We start from the raw sequence: 22,283 nt of genomic DNA on the forward strand, positions 1-22,283 counted from the left end.
TCATGGCGGTGCAATATCATACTCTCATTCACATAGGCTGTGGTTCGCAGCCTGATATAGAGCTTTACACACAACTGGCGGAAAGCATCATCCTGGTGGATGCAGCCGGCTCAGTAGCAAGCGTACTTAAAAAACTGGAAAAGAAGACATCCAAAACAGTGACCGTGCTGCAGAAGAGTGTCGCCGCATCAACAAGGCCCGTTTGCTTCCATGAATATAACGTTTCCTGGGCAAATGGGTTTACTCCTGCCTCAGAGCAGCTGAAACGGCTTTATCCGGGGCTTACGCTGTTATGCCAAAAAGAGGATACCGCCATCAGCCTGCCAGAGCTGCTGGAAACGCTGGATCTTGAGGACAATGCCAGTCACCTGCTGATCCTGGACTTGCAGGAAGAAGCCGAAGCCATGTTGCAGCAACTGGCACAGACTGAATTGCTTTCCTGTTTTGCTGCCATTGTTCTGCCTTATCACCGGCAAGCCATCAGACTGGCAAAGCTGCCGCTGCAGCTTCATCCTGCAGCAGATCAGCTTGACGCCAGGCTCACCCAGGCACTGAACCAGCCCGATGTATATATTGTGCACCCCTGGCAGCAACAGCTACATGCTCAACAGAGTCAAATCATCCAGTTACAACAACAGCTGAAAAAACAAAGTTCAGAAAAGGCCCAGACAGAAAAAGCATTAAAAAACAACAAAAAGAACACTCAGCAGCTACAAAAACAAATAAAATCTTTGCAACAGAACTTGAACTCGGCCAGCACCAAGAATGCCGAACTGCAGAAAAAACTGGAGGATACTCAAAAACAACTGGAGCAAGCCCAACCGCAGACGCATAATACCAGCCTGCCGCTGGTACAGGAACAATACTCACGTCAGCAACTGATTGAGCATGAAATGCTCAAGGCAGAGGCACAGCTTGAATTAATCAAGGATGTGCTGATCCGAAATCAGGAATTCTGAGATGGCACAGTCACAGAATAAAAGTTCCCCCCCATCACCCAGGCGCAAGAAAAAAAGAGCAAAAAAGTGCGAGCCGAACACAGCCATTACCCGGCCGGTACAAACGCTTTCGTCCTCTCAAAAAGAAGCCACCCGGTTAACCCAGGCTCGTACCCACTGGTTGTTTAACGAATGGGCACAACTTACCCAAATGCAGCTGAAGGATGTGGAACACCAGCCACAACGAGACCAGCTGGCGCTGCTGATTGCCAGTGCTTACCAGCAACAACACAAGCTAGCCGAAGCGAAAACCTGGGCCTGCCAGGCTCTGGCCTGGGGGGCCAGCCGTGAGGCCGTGACCCGGGTGCTGGTGTCGGGCGTGCATAGTGCCCTGGGCCGGGTTGCGCTGTTGCAAAATAACGGTGAAGAAACCACACGCCACTTTGGCGAAGCGGTGCAAGTGATGCAAATGCAGGACACTCACACCCGGACTCTGGTAAAGGCCCGCATTGCCCACGAAACCCGCACCCTGCAGGGAAAACCGCCAAGCCAACCCTCATCTCTTAATGAAGAGGACGGTTTTTACCGTGCCTTTGAAGACAAGTTCCGTGGCTCCCGGGAGTCGATCAAAGAGCGGGTGGCGGTCTATGTGCCCTTTGTGCAGCCCGTGGCCGAACGTTATCCGCATTTGTCTGCGCTGGATCTGGGTTGCGGACGGGGCGAATGGCTGGAGGTATTGCAACAGGCAGGAATCACGGCAGAGGGAGTAGACCAAAACAGTGGCATGCTGCAGGCCTGCAAGGAGCTTGGGTTAAGTGTTCAGCAAGGTGACCTGGTCACCTTTTTACAGCAACTGCCCGACCAAAGCCGCGTGTGCATCAGTCTGATCCATGTAGTAGAGCACCTGCCCTTCGACACCCTGAGAATGGTGGTCAAGGAAGCCAAACGGGTGCTGGTGCCGGAAGGCATCTTGATTATGGAAACGCCAAACCCGGAAAATATACTGGTGGGCAGCTGCAATTTTTATATGGATCCTACGCACCGTAATCCGCTGCCACCACCATTATTGGCCTTTGTTACCGAGTATTACGGTTTCGAGCGAAGCAAAATACTCAGGCTACAGGAAGAGCCCGCACTGCATAACAAGCAAAACTACGAAATAAAAGACTATCTTGGCGGCATCAGCCCTGACTATACTGTTTTAGCGCAAAAAAAAATTCCATTATCAAAGGACACCTTAGAGGAACAACACTGGGGCAGAGAGTACGGCTTTGACATACAAGATATAATACTTAAGCTATGAATAACCAAGAGAAAATTAAAGTGAACCTTCAGGAATTAAAAGTCAAAAACAGACAGCGCTTAGTAGAATATGCCTTTTCGGTTTTTCATATCTCAGATGATTTACCACAAGTAAAAAAAAACAAGGAGCAGTGGCTCCAACGTCTTCTCGAGGGACACGATGTGGAAGACTTTCTCCACAAGTTAAAATCGGGTCAACAAGTAACAGACAAAATAGACACACCTATAACAATAATATCCAAAGGCACTATAGGAAGTATACATATACAAGATACAGACCTTGATTTTCATAGCGGCTTAAAACGAAAGTTAACAATTAATATAGTTAACCACTCCGCGGAACCTTTCCAAACAACAACAGAAAACCCACTGTATGCTGCTTACCATTGGTATGATATTAATGGTGAAGTATATGAGTACGATGGTATTCGCACAGCACTACCACAGGTTATTAGCCCAGGCTCTGAGCATAAATTAGCTATCGATGTAACAGCACCGACAGAACCCGGTAGATTTTCTTTAATGCCCACCTTGGTACTAGAGGGCCAAGCATGGCTGGAAAACTGCGGCCTCGATGTACAAACATATATGATTGATGTAACCGAAGTAAATGGTCCTGGCATGACAAAACAAGCGCAACAAATTTACAACAAACTTAAAGTTCACCTCACAACTCAAAACAATCGCGAGGTAACTACATGCGCATTGTAATCGATATGCAGGGTGCTCAGGCAGAAAACAAAAACCGTGGAATTGGACGTTATAGCTTGGCATTGGTCAAAGGAATCATTCGCCATGCCAATAAACATGAAGTTATACTAGCACTTAATGGTGACTTTGAAGATAGTATTATTCCTATTCGCGCTACCTTTCAGCAAGAATTACCACAAACAGCAATTCGGGTATGGCGTCCGGTTACACCTGCCACGCATATAGAACCCAAAAATAACTGGCATCGCAAGACCTCTGAAAAACTATATGAAGCCTTTCTAAAATCTTTACAGCCTGATGCAATTATCATTACCAGTCTATTTGAAGGACTGACAACAAATGCTGTAACCAGTATTGGTCAATACTCTGATCTACCTATTGCAGTAGTATTATATGATCTCATTCCTCTGATAAATAAAACACCTTATTTAGATAACCCAGCCGTTAAGAAGTGGTATGAAGAAAAGATAGGCTTTATTCGTAAGGCGAACCTGTTACTATCTATTTCAGACTCCTCTCGCAATGAAGCACTATCATATCTCAACTTCTCAAGCGACAAAGTAATCAACATTTCAACTGATGCTGACCCACAGTTCTCCATCAAAAAACTTAACACTGAAGAAAGAAAAAAAATAAAAGACACCTACGGCATCAAAAAGGACTTGGTTCTTTATACTGGCGGTATCGACCATAGAAAAAATATTGAAGGGTTAATTTCTGCTTATAGCCTCCTCTCAAAAAACATACGGTCGAAACATCAGCTAGCTATTGTTTGCTCAATCAGTGAAGCAGAAAAAGTACGATTAGAAAATTTGGCAAAAAAACAAGGACTGGATTCAAATGAGTTACTCCTGACCGGTTTTGTTCCCGAAGATGACTTAATTTCTCTATACAACTTATGCAAAGTTTTTGTCTTCCCCTCGTGGCATGAAGGCTTTGGCTTACCGGTTTTAGAAGCTATGCGTTGTGGCGCAGCAGTAATAGGTGCTAATACATCCAGTTTGCCAGAAGTAATTGGTTCGCAGGAAGCACTTTTTGATCCACACAATATTGATAGCATTACTAGCAAACTTAACCAGGTTCTAAGCGACAATGAACTGAGAAATCATTTAAAGCAGCATGCCGTTAAACAGGCAAAGAGTTTTTCATGGGAGCGCACAGCAAAAATTACACTGATGGCTTTGGAAAAGCACTTCATGGTAGATAAGGGAAGTTCATATTGCAGCCGCTTGTTATCCATAGAAAAAAAACCCAGAATGGCCTATATATCACCTTTACCACCGGAGCGAAGTGGTATTAGCGACTACAGTGCAGAGCTTCTCCCTGAACTAAAGAAATACTATAACATTGACGTAGTAGTTGAGCAGAAAGATATTTCCGACAAATGGGTGGCGAACAATCTAAATGCACTCACACCAAGTGAGTTCCTTGAAAATCACCACAATTATGACAGAATCATATACCACTTCGGTAATTCTGAATTTCACGCTTACATGCTGAAACTAATAGAACATGCACCTGGCGTTATCGTTCTGCACGATTTTTTTCTTTCCGGTTTAATGGGTTACTATAGTGGTTATGCAGAAGAACCTTTATATTACATCCATAGCCTGTACAATAGCCATGGTTATCAGGCAGTGCACCGCTACTTCAACAATGATGACACTGCGTGGATTTACCCTTGTAATATAAAACCTCTATCGACTTCAAAAGGTTTAATCGTCCACTCACCATTTTCTAAAAAACTAAATAATGACTGGCATGGTAAAACACCCTCTGAAAGAATTAAAGTAATCCCTCTGTTGCGAACTCCAGCCAACATTAATGTTACAGAAAGGCGGATGATTAGAAAGGCTTTAGGTATAGACGAAGAAGCATTTTTGGTTTGTAGTTTCGGCATGATTGGAAAATCCAAATTTAACCACCGTTTATTGAAAGCCTGGCTAGCATCAAGTTTATCTAAAAATAAAAGAAGCTATTTAGTCTTCGTTGGGGAAAATGATCCAGGTGAATATGGTAAAAATCTTTTAAGTGAAATAGAAGACTGTGGATTAGGAAATAGAATAAAAATAACGGGGTGGGCAAGTGAAAAGCTATTCAAACAATATTTATCGGTAGCCGACATTGGCGTTCAATTACGTGGGCTGACTCGTGGTGAAACATCTGCGGCTGTACTCGATTGTATGAACTATGGCCTTCCTACTATTGTTAACGCAAATGGCAGCATGGCAGACTTACCCGATAATGCTGTACTTAAGCTGCAGGATGTATTCGATGATGTAGAGTTAACAGAAGCCTTAGAACACCTATGGGAAAATCACCTAACACGAGAGAGGTTAGGTGACACCGCCTTAAATATAATTAAACGTTATCATTCCCCCAGCCACTGTGGAAATATGTATGCTGAAGCCATTGAGGATTTTTATAAAAATGGACCTGTCAATCATGTAGATATTATAAAGTCGATAACACCTCCAGAAGATCAACTTGACGTTAATAGCGCTTTAAAATCTTTGGCTAGCTCTATCGATTATGCTATTCCCCTTTCAATAGAAAAGCCGCAATTACTGGTTGACATCTCCGAATTAATTCAGCGTGACTCACGGAGTGGCATTCAACGAGTAGTAAAAAGTATATTAAAAGAATGGTTAATCAATCCTCCTGACGGCTATCGTGTAGAAGCAGTTTATGCAACACCGGATCGCCTTGGTTACTATTACGCCAGAAGATTCACATTAGGCTTTTTGGGCTGTCCGGAACATATCCTCGATGATGAGCCAGTCCGCTACCGCAATGGTGATATATTTGTGGGTTTAGACTTGAACTTCTTTGTTGCAGAGGCACAGAAAGATTACATATCTGATATGCAACGAACAGGCGTTCATGTTAGTTATGTGATTTATGACCTATTACCTATACAGTTTCCAGAATTTTGGGAAGAGCAGCATAACATTAAAATGCTTCATAACAACTGGCTTAAAACTGTCACAAGTTATGATAGTGCTATTTGCATTTCAAAAGCAGTTGCTGATGAATTACACGACTGGCTTAAAAAATATGGCGAACCTCGTAAACAACCATTACATATTGGCTGGTTCCACTTAGGAGCGGATGTAGAAAACTCAAACCCAACCAAAGGAATACCACATGATGCCGAAAAAGCATTACATCAACTACAAACACAGCACAGCTTTTTGATGGTTGGTACTTTAGAGCCACGTAAAGGTCACCAGGAAGTACTGGCAGCATTTGAGACACTATGGCATCAAAATGAAAAAATAAATCTGGTGTTCGTAGGTAAAAAAGGCTGGCTGGTTGATGATCTAGTAACAAAATTAAAAAACCACCCTCAGCTAAACAAAAAGCTCTTTTGGCTTGAAGGCGTTAGTGATGAGCACCTGGAAAAAATTTATAATGTTTCTACCTGTCTAATTGCAGCTTCTTATGGAGAGGGATTTGGGCTACCCTTGATTGAAGCTGCACAACATCACCTCCCCATTATTGCTCGAGATATACCTGTATTCCGCGAAGTGGCAGGCAATCACGCCTACTATTTTAACAGTCAAGAAAAATCAACAGCTCTTACCAGCACGATAAAAACATGGTTAGAAAAGTTTAAAAAAGATACACATCCGAAGCCAGAAAACATGCCTTGGCTAACATGGAAGCAAAGTGCAAATGAATTACTTCGCAACTACAACCTTAAATAAAACTTAACTACGGTGATTCAAAGTGGAAAAGATAGTTTTTTTACATATACCAAAAACTGGTGGAACATCTGTACATGACTATTTAATTACAAAATTCTCAGGCAATGAAATTATCCCTGATAGATTTAACACACTCAGAAATCATAGCCCTGAACACTTAAACCAGTTTCGTTACTTTTCAGGTCATTATGATATAGATGGCATTAACAGAATCCCTGGTAACAAGAAAGTTTTCACATTTTTTCGGGAGCCAAAGGAAACTATACTATCACTTTACTATTTTTGGCGCTCTCATAAAATTAGTTTTATTGAAAAGCATAATCTCAATGGACCTCGCATAGCGAAAAAGTTAAGTCTTTTAGAGTTCTTACGGTATAACAAAGAAGGAATACCCGCAAACATCAATAACTACACAACACGAGTCCTGATAGGGAAGATGCACTACGGCCCTAACGGTGAATTTTTATACCCCGAGGATGAGCTAATAGATAGAGCAAAAGCCACTATTAATAGTTTAGCGACTTTTGGAGTAATGGATAACTATAACAAATCTTACCGAAAAGTAATTGAAGATCTTGGGTTTAAAGCCCCTGAAATCATACCTCACTCACGAAACAGCAGTGAGCGAAAAGATCCAAACCTAGAACCCATAGAAAAGGAAAAAATCACCGATGATATCAGTGAAGAGTTAGAAAAACTTACTCAGTTCGATCAGGTAATATATAATTACGCAAAAAAAACACTCAACACTTGAAGTTGAATATTAATTTACCAACTTAACTTAGAGCAGGCTAAAAAATGAAAGCAATTATAACTGGCATTACTGGACAAGACGGCGCTTATCTGGCCGAACTACTGCTAAAAAAAGGCTACACAGTTTACGGTACTTATCGAAGAACCAGCTCAGTTAACTTCTGGAGAATTGAAGAGCTGGGCATAGAAAAACATCCCAACCTGCACTTGGTAGAGTACGATCTGACCGATCTGTCTTCCAGTATTCGACTGCTACAAACTACCGGTGCTACCGAGGTATACAACCTAGCGGCACAAAGCTTTGTCGGTGTGTCGTTTGATCAACCATTAACTACGTTGGATATTACCGGCGCAGGTGCCGTAAACCTGCTTGAAGCCATCCGCATTGTTAACCCCAAGGTGCGTTACTATCAGGCTTCCACCTCCGAGATGTTTGGTCAGGTTCAACAGATCCCACAAACTGAAGCAACGCCATTCTATCCGCGCAGCCCCTATGGTGTAGCCAAACTCTATGCTCACTGGATGACCATTAACTACCGCGAGTCTTACAACATTTTTGCCACCAGCGGTATTCTGTTCAACCATGAATCACCACTGCGTGGCCGTGAATTTGTCACTCGAAAAATTACTGACTCCGTAGCCAAAATCAAACTGGGTAAACTGGATGTACTGGAACTAGGCAACATGGATGCCAAGCGGGATTGGGGTTTTGCCAAGGAGTACGTAGAAGGTATGTGGCGCATGCTACAAGCCGATAAACCCGATACGTATGTGTTGGCCACCAATCGTACAGAAACTGTGCGCGATTTTGTAACCCTGGCCTTTAAAGCAGTAGACATCGAACTGCGCTGGCAAGGTGAAGGCGAGCAAGAGCATGCCATAAATGCGGTTACCGGTAAGGTAGTTGTACGGGTTAACCCCAAGTTCTATCGTCCTGCCGAGGTGGAGCTGCTGATCGGTAACCCGAAAAAAGCCAAGGATGAGCTGGACTGGGAGCCCAAAACCAGTCTGGAAGAGCTGTGCCGGATGATGGTTGAGGCTGACTTACGCCGCAACGAGCAAGGCTTTTCTTTTTAATCCGTTATATTAATACACTCATCAACAATACTGTGGAGTAAAACATGCCAACAGCCTTGGTTACAGGGGCTTCCGGTTTTACCGGGCGCTATATGGTAGCCGCACTGCAACAACGCAGCTTCAAAGTGATCGGCTTAGGTAGTAAACCCTCTCCAGCAGATGTGATGATTCCGTGTGATTTGACGGATCCGGCCGCCGTAAAGGCGGCCGTTTCACAAGCTGCCCCCGACTGGGTTATCCACCTTGCCGCTTTGTCTTTTGTCGAGCATGCCGACCAGCAGGCATTTTATCAGGTTAACGTATTCGGTACTCTTAACCTGTTACAGGCCCTCTCCGAGCTGGAAAAGCCACCATCTCGAGTACTTATAGCCAGCAGCGCCAATGTATATGGCATACCTGACATTAGTCGCATTACAGAAAAGGAATGCCCGACACCCGTCAATCATTATGCCTGCAGCAAACTGGCCATGGAGCACATGGTAGCCAACTTTTTTGAATGTCTGCCTATTGTGATAACTCGCCCCTTTAACTACACCGGTCCGGGCCAAGATAGCCGCTTTCTTATTCCCAAGATTGTGGAGCATTTTGCCCGCGGCGATCGCACTATTGAACTCGGTAATATTGATGTCAGCCGCGACTTTTCTGATGTACGGGATCTAATCTCTGCCTATCTTTCCTTGCTTGAGTCAGATGTGAGTGGTACCACAGTGAATGTATGCTCGGGTAAAGATACCGCACTCAGAACAATTATCGAGCGGATGAACCACCTTGCTGGTTATAACATTGAAGTAAAGGTGAACCCAGCCTTTGTTCGTGCTAACGAAATACCCCGACTCTGTGGTGTTAATGACCGCCTAAAAAATCTCACCGGCTGGCAGCCCAATTATACTTTGGAGCAAACTTTACTTGATACCTTTAAGTCTGCCAAAGCAAGAAATATAGGTACTCAATAAAAACTTTCATATTAGGCGAACTCCTCAGGTACTTTTATGATTACAGCAGTAAGAGCTCGTACAATAATTGCACAAAGTAATATCGCCTTCGGCACCAGTGGTGCCCGTGGCCTGGTTGAGCAATTTACCGATGAAGTCTGCGCCGCCTTTGCGGTGGCGTTTTTATCGCAGTTGCAGCATTCTGCCACTGTTAAACGGGTGGCCATTGGCCTGGACCGGCGCCCGTCCAGCCCGGCCATGGCCGCTGCCTGCGCCGGTGCCGCCAGGGCCATGGGGCTGCAGGTAGACTATTACGGCATTCTGCCCACCCCGGCCCTGGCCTGGCAGGCCATGAAGGATGGTGTGCCGGCCATTATGATCACCGGCAGCCATATTCCCTTTGATCGCAATGGCATCAAGTTCTACCGGCCGGACGGCGAAATTACCAAGGCCGACGAGCAGGCCATAGTGCAATCGGCGGCGAAGCTGCCCGCCTTTGAACCGGCGTTGCCGCCCGAAACCTCCCGTGCCCGCGAAAGCTATATTGCCCGCAATCTGTCGCTGTTTTCGGCCGGCTTGCTTTCAGGCTGGCGCATTGGGGTATATGAGCACTCTGCCGCTGGCCGCGATATTAATATTGAGGTGCTCTCTCACCTGGGTGCCGAGGTGGTGTCTTTGGGCCGCACCGACACTTTTGTGCCCATCGACACGGAAGCCGTAACGGAAGAAGACAAGGCCCGTGGCAGAGCCTGGTCGCGCGAGCACAAGCTGAATGCCATTTTCTCAACCGATGGCGACGGTGATCGCCCGCTGGTGGCGGATGAAAACGGCGAATGGCTGCGCGGCGATATACTCGGCTTGCTGTGCGCACGCTTTCTCGGCATTGAGGCACTGGCCGTGCCGGTAAGCTGCAACACCGCCATTGAGGCCTGTGGCCACTTTGCCAACGTGCTGCGTACCCGCATTGGCTCACCCTATGTGATTGAAGGCATGCAGCAACTGGCCGGTCAGCATCGGCAGGTAGCCGGTTTCGAGGCCAATGGTGGCTTTTTAATGCACGATCTGCCCACGCGAGATGCCCTGTTGCCGGCCCTGGCGCTGTTTGCCGCCGCCCGGGAAGTGAACCAGCCCATTTCGGCCTTGCTGGCCAATTTGCCGTCGCGCTTTACTGCCAGTGATCGCATTAAAAACTTTCCTACCGAGCAAAGTCGGGCTTTGCTTGCCACCTGGCAGCAAAACACCGCCGAGCTTGAAGCCGCACTGAACTTGCCCGCCCCTATTGCTAACATCAATACCACAGACGGCCTGCGCGCCACTCTGGAAAACGGCAGCATTGTGCACCTGCGCCCTTCCGGCAACGCCCCCGAGCTGCGCTGTTATGTTGAGGCAAGCAGCACAGCACTGGCAGACAATCTGGTTGCCCACAGTCTTGCCCGGCTGGCTGGCCTGCCCGGCTGATTACCCGGGTTATTATTCACCATTAATGGCGTCTTCCGCCTCGGTGCAGAAGATGAGCACACCTCATGCTGAACAAGTTAAAAAGCGTTATTCACCTTAAACGTAACCATACCCTGCCACAAACTGAGGATTTTCCTCTGTTTGGCCGTTTGTTTATGTCGTCGGCCAACCCGCTGGGTTCACTCAATAAGCAGGAAAATCTTGCCAGCATCAAACAACTCCTGCAAAAGGTGCAGGCCCTGCAAAACGACTATCAACCTGCCTATGGCCTGCTGGAAGAATATCCATCTACGCGGCAGGAGCTGCTGGAAAGAAACTGTGAGCTGATCACTCAGGAGGTGCAGTTAAAAGGCGCTGAGCAGCAAATCAGAATTCTGGATGTGGGCTGCAACTGTGGCTATACCGCCATGAAACTGGCGGAAATCTTTCCTAATGTAGTGGGGCTGGAAATTCAGCAGGATCTAACCGAGCTGGCAAACCGGCTGGCGGTGTGTGCCAACTCCGGTGCCCGCTTTTACGATGTTGATATTTTCGCTTTGTTGCTTGAAGACAGGTGTGATTTTGAAAACATCGATGTGTTACTGCTGCTTAACGTAATGCACCAGATTATTTTTCACTATGGCCTGGATCAGGCCAAAGCGATGCTGTTTAAAATTCTCGCCCAAGTGGATTACGTGTTCGTGGAGCTGGCCCACCAGAAAGACTACATTCGGCATGGTAAGGCTCATTTGCTGCCCAGTCGCCCGGAATATTTGCTGGATGGACTGGAAGAACTTGGCTTTACCATAAAAAAACTGGCCGACACCCCCAGACCCTTTTATCTGATTAAACGCAACCAGTGCACCTTGGGCAAGCTGCACATTCAATACAACAAGCTGGACTTCAGCCGCTCAAAAAACCCGCTGATCAGCCGCAAGTATTATGGTGGCCAGCATCAGTTTCTTAAACTGTTCCGGTTTACTTATGGCCAGAGCAGCGAATGCTACGAGCGGGAGCTGAAGGCGTTGCTGGCCACTCAGCACCTTGCCGCCACTCCGCGGCTGCATAACTGGGCCATGGGGCATGGCTATGGTGCGATCATGATGAGCCGCCTGCCGGGCCAGCCACTTACCGGCCGGGTTTATGGCAAGAATCAGCTCACCCAAACCGAACGCTTTCACATTAGCGCACAATATGTGGCAATCAATCGACAGTTACAGGAATGCATTGGTTTTCATAACGATCTTCAGCCACACAACCTGTTTATTGACCAGCACAATGCACTGTTTGTGTTCGATTTTGAACAGGCTCACGAGCTACCGCAAAACGATCCTTACGGCATGCTGCTATGGACGCTGTTCGATATTTGGGGCGGGCGGGTACCCAACCGCCCACAGTGCATTGCCAGCTTAAGGCCGGTTCCCCAAGGCAAGGAGCGCGCCGCTGCGGCGGTTTATCCCGATTTCAGTACTCTTGATTTACCTGAGCAGATAAAAGCGCTGGTCAACGAGGCCCTAACGGCACCATCCTGGGCTGCATTTATCAGCAAGTGGGATGACAAGCTTGCCAGTGCAGCAAAGCCTTCATAACCATGCGGCCTTTTTCATTCAGCCGTTTATGGCCATTCTCGCCTGGCATTCGTCAGGTACTCGGCTCTGATTTAACTGCCGTGCACCTGCGCCATAGCAGCAACGACTGGGTGTTGCTACAAGGCAAGCGCACCCGGTTAACCCCATTGGGTATGGCTACCTTTAACCGCTATATTCGCCGGCATGCCAATGCAGTGCTGCTCTATTCAGACCATAAGGTCAGTGTGCCCGGGCACAGCCATACCCTGCTAAAGCCCGCCTGGAGCCTGGATTTGGTGCGTGCCAGTGGCTATCCCGGCGAAGTACTGGCCATTCGTGCCGACGCCCTTGCCCATGCTTTACATGGCCAGCCTGCGTCCGGCATTTACGAACTGATGCTGTATTTGGCCACCCGTTACCGGAATGAACAATTTGTGCACATTCCCCAAGTGCTGTGGCACACCAGCACTTCGTGCCGGGAGTTTAGGCAGCGGGAGCTGAATCCGCACATTCTTGAGCAGCATTTGCGCCACATGAGGGTTGAGGCGCAGCTAAGCTGTGATGACCACCATTATCTGCACGTTCACCCAACACTGCCGGCAAGCCCGCCTCGGGTAAGTATTATTATTCCTACCCGTAACATGCTGCATTACCTTGAGCCCTGCATTGACAGCATTTTAGCCAACGCCACTTATCCGGACGTTGAGATAATAGTGGTAGACAATCAAAGTGATGATCCGGCCACCCTGCGTTATCTGGATAAAATTGCCTGCAACAGCTATGTGAAAGTGCTTCGCTACCCCCACCCTTTCAATTATTCCGCCATTAACAATTTTGCTGCTGAACATGCCACAGGCAAAATATTGTGCCTGCTTAACAACGATACGGCCGTTATTACAACGGACTGGCTGGAACGGCTGGTGGCCCAGTTGCTGCAACCCGGAGTGGGTGTAGTGGGTGCCAAACTACTCTACGCCAACCATACCGTGCAGCACGCAGGTGACGCAGTTGGTGTGGCCGGTTGTGCCGCCCACATGCATGTAGGACTGGAGGCGGATGCACCAGGCTATATGGGCCGGGCCATTCTCACTCAGGATGTGTCGGCCGTTACCGGCGCTTGCCTGCTAACGCATACGGCACTTTATCGGCAACTGGGCGGGCTGAATGCCAAGCATCTGGCGGTGGCCTTTAACGACGTGGACTATTGCCTGCGGGTACGTGAAGCGCAATACAAGGTAATGATGGTGCCCCATGCCAGGCTTTATCATTACGAGTCGGTATCGCGTGGTGGAGCTAAAACACCGGAAAAAAAGCAACGAATGAAGCAGGAGCTGAACTACATGCACCAGCGCTGGCAACACCAGCTTAAACAAGACCCCTTTTATCACCCACACATGAACAAGCGCCTGGCCGATTTTACCCCGGCCAGTCGTTTCTGGCCCTGGAACTAACGCCATGCCACGCCATTGCTATTTGGTGGAAGAGCAAACCAACCCCAGTTCCGGCTTTTTTCTATGGCCCTGGTTACAGGCGAGCGGCCATGAGGTTAGCGTATGTAGGCTGAACGCTCCACCGCCAGTTATGGCACAAACTAACAGCAGCGTGATATTTGTTCGCTACCTTACCCCTGCCTGGCGAAAGTGGGTTGAAAATAACCGGGCCCAACTTGGCCGGCTGGCGTTTTTTATGGACGACGATCTGTTCGACCTTGGTGCCCATGCCGGTTTGCCGTTGCGCTATCGCTACAAGCTCTGGCTGCTGGCCTGTCGGCATAAAAACTGGCTGCAACGCATGGGGGTGGAACTGTGGGTATCCACCCCTTGGCTGGCGGAAAAATATGCCCGCTGGTCGCCACAGGTGCTGCAACCGCAGTCACCCTATACGCACTCAAGGCCACAAAAAACGCTGTTTTATCATGGCTCGGCGTCTCACGGGCCCGAGTTTGAGTGGCTTTACCCTGTGTTTGAGCAAGTGCTGGCGCAGGATGCCAGCCTGAGTGTGGAGTTAATTGGCAGCCAGGCGGTTCGCAAACAGTTTGCCGGACTCCCCAAAGTGCATGTGTTGCACCCCATGAGCTGGCCGGCTTACCAGGCCTTGCTGGCCCGCCCGGGCCGCACTATTGGCCTAGCGCCGCTGCTGAACAGCCGCTTTAACGCCGCCCGGGCTCCCACTAAATTTTTTGACATTACCCAGGCCGGCGCCGTGGGCCTTTATGCGGACCACCCGGTATACCGCGCTCTGGTGCGCCATGAGCATAATGGCCTGCTGCTGCCCATGGTTCAGCAAGCCTGGGTAAATGCCATTTTGCGGTTAAGCGCGGATGATAAGGCAAGACAGATAATGATGGAAAAGGCCAAAGCGGCCATTACAAAAAAATGAGACATTAATTCCATGCGCAAAATTCTGGTTACCGGCGGAGCCGGCTTTATTGGCTCGGCGGTGATCCGCCATATTATTCAGCACACGCCCGATGCGGTGATAAACGTAGACAAGCTCACCTATGCGGGCAATCTTGAGTCGTTGGTCGGGGTAGCCGACTCGCCCCGCTATCACTTTGCTCATCTCGACATTTGTGATGGCGCCGGACTGGAAACGCTGTTTGCCGAGCATCAGCCCGATGCGGTGCTGCACCTGGCAGCAGAGAGCCATGTGGACAGATCCATTTCCGGCCCGGCCGAGTTCATTACTACCAATGTGGTCGGCACCTGCACCCTGCTGGAAGCGGCCCGCCACTACTGGAGCGGGCTGGATGACGAGCGCAAAACGGCCTTTCGCTTTCATCATGTGTCTACCGACGAGGTCTATGGCGACCTGCACGGCACGGACGATCTCTTTACCGAAACCACGCCCTATGCTCCCAGTAGCCCCTATTCCGCCAGCAAGGCCGGTTCGGATCACCTGGTGCGGGCCTGGCACCGTACTTATGGCCTGCCGGTGCTGATCACCAATTGCTCCAACAACTACGGCCCCTGCCAGTTTCCGGAAAAGCTCATTCCACTGGTGATATTAAACGCGCTGGAAGGCAAGCCACTGCCCGTGTATGGCAAGGGTGATCAAGTTCGCGACTGGCTCTATGTGGAAGATCATGCCAAGGCCCTGTATACCGTGCTCACTCAAGGCCAGATTGGTGACACCTGGAACATTGGCGGCCATAACGAAAAAACCAATCTGGAAGTGGTTAACAGCATTTGCAGCATTCTGGATGAACTCGTCCCCTCACCCCTTGCCCCTTACCGTTCACTGATCACTCATGTAATAGATCGTCCGGGCCATGACAGGCGCTACGCCATAGATGCCGGCAAAATAGAACGAGAGCTGGGCTGGACACCGCAGGAAACGTTTGAAAGCGGCCTGCGCAAAACAGTGCAATGGTATCTGGCCAACCCAAGGTGGGTGAGCCATGTAAAAAGCGGCGAGTACCGGCAGTGGCTTGCGCAACACTATGGTGGGCAGGGCTGATGCATATTTTGCTGTTGGGTAGAAACGGCCAGCTGGGCTGGGAGTTGCAACGGGCTCTGGCTCCGCTTGGGCGGCTTACCGCGCTGGATCGCCACAGTTCCGATTATTGCGGCGATCTGGCAAGACCAGAGCAGTTGGTGCAAACGGTACGGACACTCAGGCCGAATGTGATTGTGAATGCCGCCGCCTACACAGCAGTGGACCGGGCCGAAACCGAGCAGGAGCAAGCCATGTTGGTTAACGCCACTGCGGTGGAGACACTGGCCCGGGAGGCGGAAGCTCTGGGGGCCTGGCTGGTGCATTATTCCACCGATTATGTGTTCAGTGGTGAGGGCTTCTCCCCCTGGAGCGAAGCCGACGCCACCGCCCCTATCAATACCTATGGCGCCAGCAAACGGGCCGGAGAGCTGGCCATTATTCGCAATTGCTCACGGCATTTGGTTTTTCGTACCAGCTGGGTGTATGCCACGCGCGGCAACAACTTTGCCCGCACCATGTTGCGATTGGGCCAGGAGCGACAAACGCTGAACGTGGTGAGTGACCAGATTGGTGCGCCTACCAGCGCTGCCCTGATCGCAGATGTCACCGCCCATGCACTGCGCCTGGCTATGGTGCAGCCGGCACTGGCCGGTTTGTATCATCTGGCAGCAGCGGGAGAAACCAGCTGGCATGATTATGCCGCCTTTGTGTTTGAGCTGGCGCGCAATGCCGGCCTGCCTCTGGCGCTGCAAGCGTTGCACCCTATTGCCACTCAAGCCTGGCTCACGCCCGCCATTCGGCCACTTAACTCCCGGCTGGATTGCCGCAAACTGGAGGCCAGCTTTGATATCATGCTTCCCCCCTGGCAACAGGGGCTGACACACACGCTGAGCGAAATTCTGGAGTCTCTCATTGAACAGGCGTAAAGGCATTATTCTGGCCGGGGGCTCAGGCACCCGGCTTTATCCGGTCACCATGGCGGTGAGCAAACAGCTGCTGCCGGTCTATGACAAGCCGATGATCTATTATCCGCTGTGCACCCTGATGCTGGCGGGCATTAAAGACATTCTGGTGATCAGCACGCCGCAGGATACCCCTCGTTTTGAGCAGTTGCTGGGCGATGGCAGCCAATGGGGGATTAACTTGAGTTATGCGGTGCAGCACAGCCCCGACGGGCTGGCTCAGGCCTTTCTTATTGGTGCAGATTTTATTGGCGAAGACCCCTGTGCCCTTGTGTTGGGCGACAATATCTTTTTTGGCCATAACCTGCAGCAGGAGCTGGTGCAAACCAACAACCAGGCTCAGGGTGCCACCGTGTTCGCCTATCATGTGCAAGATCCGGAGCGCTATGGCGTGGTGGAGTTTAATGAGCACGGCCATGCTCTCTCATTGGAAGAAAAGCCCGCTCATCCCAAAAGTAACTATGCAGTTACTGGCCTGTATTTTTACGATAACCAGGTCATTGATATTGCCCGTAGTTTGCAGCCCTCTGCACGGGGAGAACTGGAGATTACCGATGTAAACCGGCAGTACCTGGCGCTGGGCGCATTGTCGGTATCTGTAATGGGCAGAGGTTATGCTTGGCTGGACACAGGCACCCACGACAGCCTGATGGAAGCCGGTAGTTTTATTCAGACCATTGAGCACCGCCAGGGCCTGAAAGTGGCCTGCCCGGAAGAAATTGCCTACCGCAAGGGCTTTATTGATGCCAAGCAGGTTGCCCGCTTGGCCGAGCCACTGGCCAAAACCGCCTATGGCCAGTATTTGCTGCGCCTGATCCAACCCGGATTTAAAGCCTGATGCATATGATTAATACCTCAATTCCCGACCTTTATATTATTGAGCCCACCGTGTTTGGCGACGAGCGAGGCTTTTTTTTTGAAAGCTTTAACCAACAGCGGTTTGAGCAAGCCATTGGCCGCAGTGTGCCGTTTGTGCAGGATAACCACTCCCGTTCTGCCCGGGGCGTACTGCGTGGCCTGCATTATCAGGTGGCCCAGCAACAGGGCAAACTGGTGCGCTGCACCCTGGGAGAGGTATTTGATGTGGCGGTTGACCTGCGCCCGGGCTCGAATACCTTCGGACAATGGGAGGGCATAGTGCTCTCGGCGGAAAACAAACGGCAGGTGTGGATTCCGGAAGGCTTTGCCCATGGCTTTGTGGTGTTATCAGAAGTGGCTGAATTTTTGTACAAGACCACCGATTATTACGCCCCCAAGCATGAGCGTGCCATTCGCTGGGACGATCCCACCCTGGCCATAGACTGGCCCTTGCCCTGCCCGCCCCTGCTTTCGGAAAAAGACAAACATGCGCCGCTGTTTGCTGATGCGGAACTGCCTCAAAACGGAAACACCACCGGCACCAGTGCAATGACCCCGGCGGAGTAAGCCAGGCTGACGGGCAGGCCGGTTTTGATGTAATCCACCATGCGGTAACGCCCGGGGGAATACACCATCAGGTGGGTCTGGTAGCCGAAAGGCACCATGAAACAGGCGCTGGCGCCAAAGGCCACCGCCATGATAAAGGGCATGGGGTCAACGCCAAAGGCCTGCGCTGTGCTCAGCCCGATGGGGAACGCCAGGGCGGCGGCGGCGTTATTGGTCACGGTTTCGGTCAGCAGCAGGGTCATTAAATACACTCCTGCAAAGGCGCCGAACACGCCGTGCCCGTTAAATAGCGCCCGCATGCCGTCGGCTACCAGTTGTGCCGCTCCCGAGCTGTCCATGGCCTTGGCCACGGTCAGCGCCGAGCCGATAATCACCACCAGCTCAAAGGGAAAGCGCCGGCGCAGTTCGGAAAGCGTTAACATGCGGCTTAGCAACAGGCCGGCCAGCAACAGCAGCAGGCCATTAAGCAGCGGCAGCAGGTTCAGGGCCGCCATGGCAATAACAGCGCCAAAGCCGGCAAAGGCCAGCACGCTCTGGCGATTGCTGAGTTTGGGCCGCTGCATTTTGCCCAGCAGATGAAAGTTGCGATCCAGGTTGCGGTGCTGGGTAAAGTCGGCGCCTACCGCCAGCAGCAGGCTGTCGCCCACCCTGAGCGGAATTTTACCCAGCTGGCCGGTCAGTCGTTTGTTGCCCCGCCTGATGCCCACCACACCGGCGTTGAACATGGTGCGAAAGTCCACTTCCTGCAGGGTGCGCTTGGCCAGCTCCGACTCGTTGGACACCACCACTTCCACCAGGTTGGAGGCCAGCAACCGATCCACGCCATTGCCAAACAGCTCCAGCCCGCTGAAGGGCTGCAATGCCTGCACCTTTTTCACCTCTCCGGTAAACACCAGTACGTCGTTGGCTTCCAGTATTTCATCGGGAGCCACCGGGCTGATGAGCCGGTCGTTGCGCACAATTTCCAGCAAGAACAACCCATCCAGGCTGCGCAGCCGGTTTTGCTCTATGCTGCGGCCAACCAGCGCCGCCCCGGGCTGCACCCTGGCTTCCAGAAAATAGGGCTGGGCACTTTCCTCGTCTTTCATGCCATTTTGCGGCAACAGCCGGGCACTGAACATCAGCACCATCAGGCACAACAAGGCAACCGGCACACCCACGGCGGCAAACTCAAACATGCCCAGCGCCGGCAGGCCAGCGTTCACCACAAAGGAGTTGACCACCAGGTTGGTAGAAGTGCCTATCAGGGTAGTCACGCCCCCCAGCACGGAGGCGAAAGAAAGCGGAATGAGCAGGCGCGACGCCGGAATATGGCGCTGACGCGAAATCACCCCCAGCAGTGATCCCACCACGGCGGTGTTGTTAAGAAAGGCGGAAAGACCGGCCGTTACTCCCATCAGCCGCAGGCTGGCCAGGCTTTCATTGCCCTTTAGCAGAGCGCCGGAAAACCGCTCCAGCAAGGGGGAGCGCTCCAGTGCCAGCGACACCAGCATTAATACCAGCAGGGTGATCAGCGCCGGATTGGTAAAACTGCTCAGCCATTGCTGCTCGCTGACCACCCCCAGCACCAGATAACCGGTGGCCCAGCCACCAAACAGCACGGCCGGAGAAAAACGCCCCTGCACCAGCAGCCCCAGCAACACGCCCACCGACGTTAACACCCACCAGGCGGTCATTGTTTTTGTTCCTTTTCAAGCATGCTTTTATTCTACGTTGATGTTTAATACACTGTCATGCAAAACACGGTCGGGCAACTGACAATAATTAAAAAAACCTTGTGGTGGCTTAACTTGAGCAAAGCAAAGGCTATTAAAGATTTATCGCCGGATAACATTAGCCACCGTCGCAGAAAGGCGGTGGAGCTGCGCCTTGCCGGCGCCACCCTGGCTCAGGTATCTGCCGCCACCGGGCTCAGCAACCCCACTATCATTGCGGCCTGCAAGGCCTTTGCCGCCGGCGGCTGGGAGGCCGTCAAGGTAAAGCCCAGAGGCAGAAAAAAGGGAGAAGGGCGAGCCCTTTCTGCCGAGCAGGAGCAGGTGTTGCTGCAGCGCCTGCAATCCCCCCCGCCGGGCAATGGCCTGTGGCATGCCCAGCCCATACTGCAATGGGTTGCCAGTGAACTGGGCGTGCCGTTAACCGAACGCTCGCTGCATCGTTTTATGGAGCGCTGGCAGCTGCAGGCCGAGCCTGAGCAGCATGTCTTTTCACGCTCGGCTCACCCTGCCGCTCAGCAATGGCTCAAGCATGCCCTTCCCCTTATTGAACAGCGGGCCAGATACAGCGGTGGCCGGGTGCTGTGGGGCGGCCTTAAAACAACAGGCACGCATTCACTGCTCTATGCACACACGCCCAGAGGGCGACAGCTTTGGCTTGCGGTGCCCTACCCGGCCACGGCAGAGCATTTTATTGCGTTTTCTGAGCGCCTTCTTTTTGAAGAGCAGCCGCTTTGCCTGGTGCTTGCCGGCTGCGATATATCGCGCGTAACCAACATTCAGCGCTGGCTGAACGAACACACAAACATCGGTGTTTTTCACCCTGCCCCATATTCATCTTCGCCGGCTGTTACCACAGTGCCACGGGAGCCTGATCGGCACCCGCTACCTTCTGCCATTTCAGCCCAGGCAACCTTAGTAACCAAGAGGAACTCCATGAATCTGACCCACCTGCAACGGCTGGAAGCCGAAAGTATCCACATCATGCGGGAAGTGGTGGCCGAGGCCGACAACCCCGTCATGCTCTACTCCATCGGCAAGGACAGCGCCGTGATGCTGCACCTGGCCATGAAGGCATTCTACCCCTCGGTGCCGCCCTTTCCGTTGCTGCACGTGGACACCCGCTGGAAGTTCCGCGAAATGTACGAGTTCCGCGATCGTATGGCCAAGGAGCTGGGCATGGAGCTGCTGGTGCACATCAACCCGGAAGCCATCGAGAAGGACATCAACCCCTTCACTCACGGCTCCGCCATTCATACCGACATCACCAAGACCGAAGGGCTCAAGCAGGCACTGGACAAGTACGGTTTCGACGCCGCCTTTGGGGGCGCCCGCCGCGATGAGGAAAAGTCCCGGGCCAAGGAGCGCATTTTCTCCTTCCGTACCGCCCAGCACCGCTGGGATCCGAAAAACCAGCGCCCCGAGCTGTGGAAGCTGTACAACGCCCGCAAGCACAAGGGCGAGTCCATTCGCGTGTTCCCGCTGTCCAACTGGACCGAGCTCGACATCTGGCAGTACATTCACCTGGAGAATATTCCCATCGTGCCGCTGTATTACGCCGCCCAGCGCCCGGTGGTGGAGCGCGACGGCACCCTGATCATGGTGGACGACGAGCGCATGCCGCTGAAAGAGGGCGAAGTGCCGATGATGAAGAGCGTGCGTTTCCGTACCCTCGGCTGCTACCCGCTCACCGGCGCGGTGGAGTCCGAGGCCGACACCCTGCCCGCCATTATTCAGGAAATGCTGCTGACCAAGACCTCGGAGCGCCAGGGCCGCATGATCGACCACGACTCCGCTGCATCCATGGAAAAGAAAAAACAGGAAGGTTATTTCTGAGGCGCGCAGCGCCTCGGAAATAACCAGCTGTAAGCTATAAGCTTTATGCTGTAAGACAAATAAAGTCACAGCGCAGCTGATGGTTTATGGCTTCCAGAGAGGGCGTGATGAATTTTGAGAAATTGCAGGTGTGGAAGAAGTCGGCGAGGTTATCGGCTGACTTGTATAAGGCGCTGAGAGAACTACGGGATTTTGGTTTTCGCGATCAAATTACCCGTTCGGGCCTGTCCATACCCAGCAATATTGCCGAAGGCATGTCACGCTTCTCCAACAAGGACAAACGCCACTTTTTGGTGATCGCCAGGGGCTCATGTGCCGAGCTGCGCACTCAGGTCTATATCGGCATCGAAATTGGCTATATCAACGAGCAACAGGGTCGGCATTGGTTGCAGGAAACCCGTGATATTTCAGCCATGCTGCACGGGCTTATTACCACCCTGAATGACGAACAAAACGCCGCAAGCTGACGCTTTGACATACAG

The 22,283-nt window shown here is 51.1% G+C and carries 18 protein-coding genes; 17 read left to right on the forward strand and 1 reads right to left on the reverse strand.

The genetic code is table 11. From position 1 onward, the window contains the following. Positions 1–2: 2 nt before the first annotated feature. From PU634_RS08735 to rfbC, 15 genes are all read left to right on the forward strand, one after another. The gene (locus PU634_RS08735; protein ID WP_306760421.1) at positions 3–959 is read left to right on the forward strand and encodes a hypothetical protein; all 957 of its coding nucleotides are present in this window, start codon (positions 3–5) and stop codon (positions 957–959) included. Between the two features lies 1 nt (position 960). Continuing rightward, entirely contained in the window at positions 961–2,241 is a 1,281-nt protein-coding gene (locus PU634_RS08740) for a class I SAM-dependent methyltransferase (RefSeq protein ID WP_306760422.1), read from the forward strand. Then, on the forward strand, positions 2,238–2,951 hold the full coding sequence (locus PU634_RS08745) for a hypothetical protein (RefSeq protein WP_306760423.1): 714 nt from the start codon (positions 2,238–2,240) through the stop codon (positions 2,949–2,951). Before PU634_RS08740 ends, PU634_RS08745 begins: the two co-directional genes overlap by 4 nt. Then, positions 2,939–6,661, forward strand: a complete 3,723-nt coding sequence (locus PU634_RS08750; protein ID WP_306760424.1) for a glycosyltransferase — start codon at positions 2,939–2,941, stop codon at positions 6,659–6,661. The genes PU634_RS08745 and PU634_RS08750 overlap by 13 nt, the downstream gene beginning before the upstream one ends. 22 nt (positions 6,662–6,683) lie before the next feature. Beyond that, entirely contained in the window at positions 6,684–7,415 is a 732-nt protein-coding gene (locus PU634_RS08755) for a sulfotransferase family 2 domain-containing protein (RefSeq protein WP_306760425.1), read from the forward strand. A gap of 44 nt (positions 7,416–7,459) precedes the next feature. Next, positions 7,460–8,491, forward strand: a complete 1,032-nt coding sequence (gene gmd / locus PU634_RS08760) for a GDP-mannose 4,6-dehydratase (protein WP_306760426.1) — start codon at positions 7,460–7,462, stop codon at positions 8,489–8,491. A 44-nt stretch (positions 8,492–8,535) separates the two neighbouring features. After that, positions 8,536–9,444 carry a GDP-mannose 4,6-dehydratase gene (locus tag PU634_RS08765; RefSeq protein ID WP_306760427.1) on the forward strand — a complete coding sequence of 303 codons (909 nt, stop codon included), beginning with the start codon at positions 8,536–8,538 and terminating at the stop codon, positions 9,442–9,444. 36 nt (positions 9,445–9,480) lie between these two features. Then, positions 9,481–10,881: a phosphomannomutase gene (locus tag PU634_RS08770; RefSeq protein ID WP_306760428.1), complete on the forward strand. Its 1,401-nt coding sequence runs from the start codon at positions 9,481–9,483 to the stop codon at positions 10,879–10,881. Positions 10,882–10,946: 65 nt separating this feature from the next. Continuing rightward, complete coding sequence (locus tag PU634_RS08775) at positions 10,947–12,449, forward strand: methyltransferase domain-containing protein (protein ID WP_306760429.1); 1,503 nt, start codon at positions 10,947–10,949, stop codon at positions 12,447–12,449. Between the two features lie 80 nt (positions 12,450–12,529). Then, complete coding sequence (locus PU634_RS08780) at positions 12,530–13,879, forward strand: glycosyltransferase family 2 protein (protein WP_306760430.1); 1,350 nt, start codon at positions 12,530–12,532, stop codon at positions 13,877–13,879. A 4-nt stretch (positions 13,880–13,883) separates the two neighbouring features. Beyond that, complete coding sequence (locus tag PU634_RS08785; protein WP_306760431.1) at positions 13,884–14,807, forward strand: glycosyltransferase family protein; 924 nt, start codon at positions 13,884–13,886, stop codon at positions 14,805–14,807. A 12-nt stretch (positions 14,808–14,819) separates the two neighbouring features. After that, positions 14,820–15,887 (forward strand): dTDP-glucose 4,6-dehydratase, encoded by a 1,068-nt coding sequence (rfbB, locus tag PU634_RS08790; protein WP_306760432.1) that lies wholly within the window; start codon positions 14,820–14,822, stop codon positions 15,885–15,887. Further along, on the forward strand, positions 15,887–16,792 hold the full coding sequence (gene rfbD / locus PU634_RS08795) for a dTDP-4-dehydrorhamnose reductase (protein WP_306760433.1): 906 nt from the start codon (positions 15,887–15,889) through the stop codon (positions 16,790–16,792). Before rfbB ends, rfbD begins: the two co-directional genes overlap by 1 nt. Then, a complete protein-coding gene (gene rfbA / locus PU634_RS08800; RefSeq protein ID WP_306760434.1) occupies positions 16,779–17,666 on the forward strand; it encodes a glucose-1-phosphate thymidylyltransferase RfbA in 888 nt (295 codons plus the stop codon). The genes rfbD and rfbA overlap by 14 nt, the downstream gene beginning before the upstream one ends. Further along, on the forward strand, positions 17,666–18,253 hold the full coding sequence (gene rfbC, locus PU634_RS08805) for a dTDP-4-dehydrorhamnose 3,5-epimerase (protein ID WP_306760435.1): 588 nt from the start codon (positions 17,666–17,668) through the stop codon (positions 18,251–18,253). The genes rfbA and rfbC overlap by 1 nt, the downstream gene beginning before the upstream one ends. Here the strand turns inward: rfbC and PU634_RS08810 are convergent. Further along, positions 18,205–19,929, reverse strand: a complete 1,725-nt coding sequence (locus tag PU634_RS08810; protein WP_306760436.1) for an SLC13 family permease — start codon at positions 19,927–19,929, stop codon at positions 18,205–18,207. The two genes, rfbC and PU634_RS08810, sit on opposite strands and share 49 nt — an antisense overlap. 483 nt (positions 19,930–20,412) lie before the next feature. On the opposite strand from PU634_RS08810, the gene cysD reads away from it, so the two are divergent. Together cysD and PU634_RS08820 are read left to right on the forward strand one after the other, a co-directional pair. Further along, on the forward strand, positions 20,413–21,801 hold the full coding sequence (gene cysD, locus PU634_RS08815; RefSeq protein WP_371319641.1) for a sulfate adenylyltransferase subunit CysD: 1,389 nt from the start codon (positions 20,413–20,415) through the stop codon (positions 21,799–21,801). A 107-nt stretch (positions 21,802–21,908) separates the two neighbouring features. Next, on the forward strand, positions 21,909–22,268 hold the full coding sequence (locus PU634_RS08820) for a four helix bundle protein (RefSeq protein ID WP_041543328.1): 360 nt from the start codon (positions 21,909–21,911) through the stop codon (positions 22,266–22,268). Positions 22,269–22,283 lie beyond the last annotated feature (15 nt).

Origin of the sequence: Oceanimonas pelagia (genome assembly GCF_030849025.1) — a bacterium.
Lineage (GTDB): Bacteria > Pseudomonadota > Gammaproteobacteria > Enterobacterales > Aeromonadaceae > Oceanimonas > Oceanimonas pelagia.

Bases quoted from the DNA above. Each gene is read 5' to 3' on its own strand.
- cysD (WP_371319641.1), top strand. From the start codon at position 20,413: ATGGAGCGCTGGCAGCTGCAGGCCGAGCCTGAGCAGCATGTCTTTTCA.
- PU634_RS08785 (WP_306760431.1), top strand. From the start codon at position 13,884: ATGCCACGCCATTGCTATTTGGTGGAAGAGCAAACCAACCCCAGTTCC.
- PU634_RS08750 (WP_306760424.1), top strand. From the start codon at position 2,939: ATGCGCATTGTAATCGATATGCAGGGTGCTCAGGCAGAAAACAAAAAC.
- PU634_RS08735 (WP_306760421.1), top strand. From the start codon at position 3: ATGGCGGTGCAATATCATACTCTCATTCACATAGGCTGTGGTTCGCAG.
- PU634_RS08765 (WP_306760427.1), top strand. From the start codon at position 8,536: ATGCCAACAGCCTTGGTTACAGGGGCTTCCGGTTTTACCGGGCGCTAT.
- rfbC (WP_306760435.1), top strand. From the start codon at position 17,666: ATGCATATGATTAATACCTCAATTCCCGACCTTTATATTATTGAGCCC.
- PU634_RS08820 (WP_041543328.1), top strand. From the start codon at position 21,909: ATGAATTTTGAGAAATTGCAGGTGTGGAAGAAGTCGGCGAGGTTATCG.
- rfbB (WP_306760432.1), top strand. From the start codon at position 14,820: ATGCGCAAAATTCTGGTTACCGGCGGAGCCGGCTTTATTGGCTCGGCG.
- PU634_RS08740 (WP_306760422.1), top strand. From the start codon at position 961: ATGGCACAGTCACAGAATAAAAGTTCCCCCCCATCACCCAGGCGCAAG.
- PU634_RS08810 (WP_306760436.1), bottom strand. From the start codon at position 19,929: ATGACCGCCTGGTGGGTGTTAACGTCGGTGGGCGTGTTGCTGGGGCTG.
- rfbD (WP_306760433.1), top strand. From the start codon at position 15,887: ATGCATATTTTGCTGTTGGGTAGAAACGGCCAGCTGGGCTGGGAGTTG.
- PU634_RS08770 (WP_306760428.1), top strand. From the start codon at position 9,481: ATGATTACAGCAGTAAGAGCTCGTACAATAATTGCACAAAGTAATATC.
- gmd (WP_306760426.1), top strand. From the start codon at position 7,460: ATGAAAGCAATTATAACTGGCATTACTGGACAAGACGGCGCTTATCTG.
- PU634_RS08775 (WP_306760429.1), top strand. From the start codon at position 10,947: ATGCTGAACAAGTTAAAAAGCGTTATTCACCTTAAACGTAACCATACC.
- PU634_RS08745 (WP_306760423.1), top strand. From the start codon at position 2,238: ATGAATAACCAAGAGAAAATTAAAGTGAACCTTCAGGAATTAAAAGTC.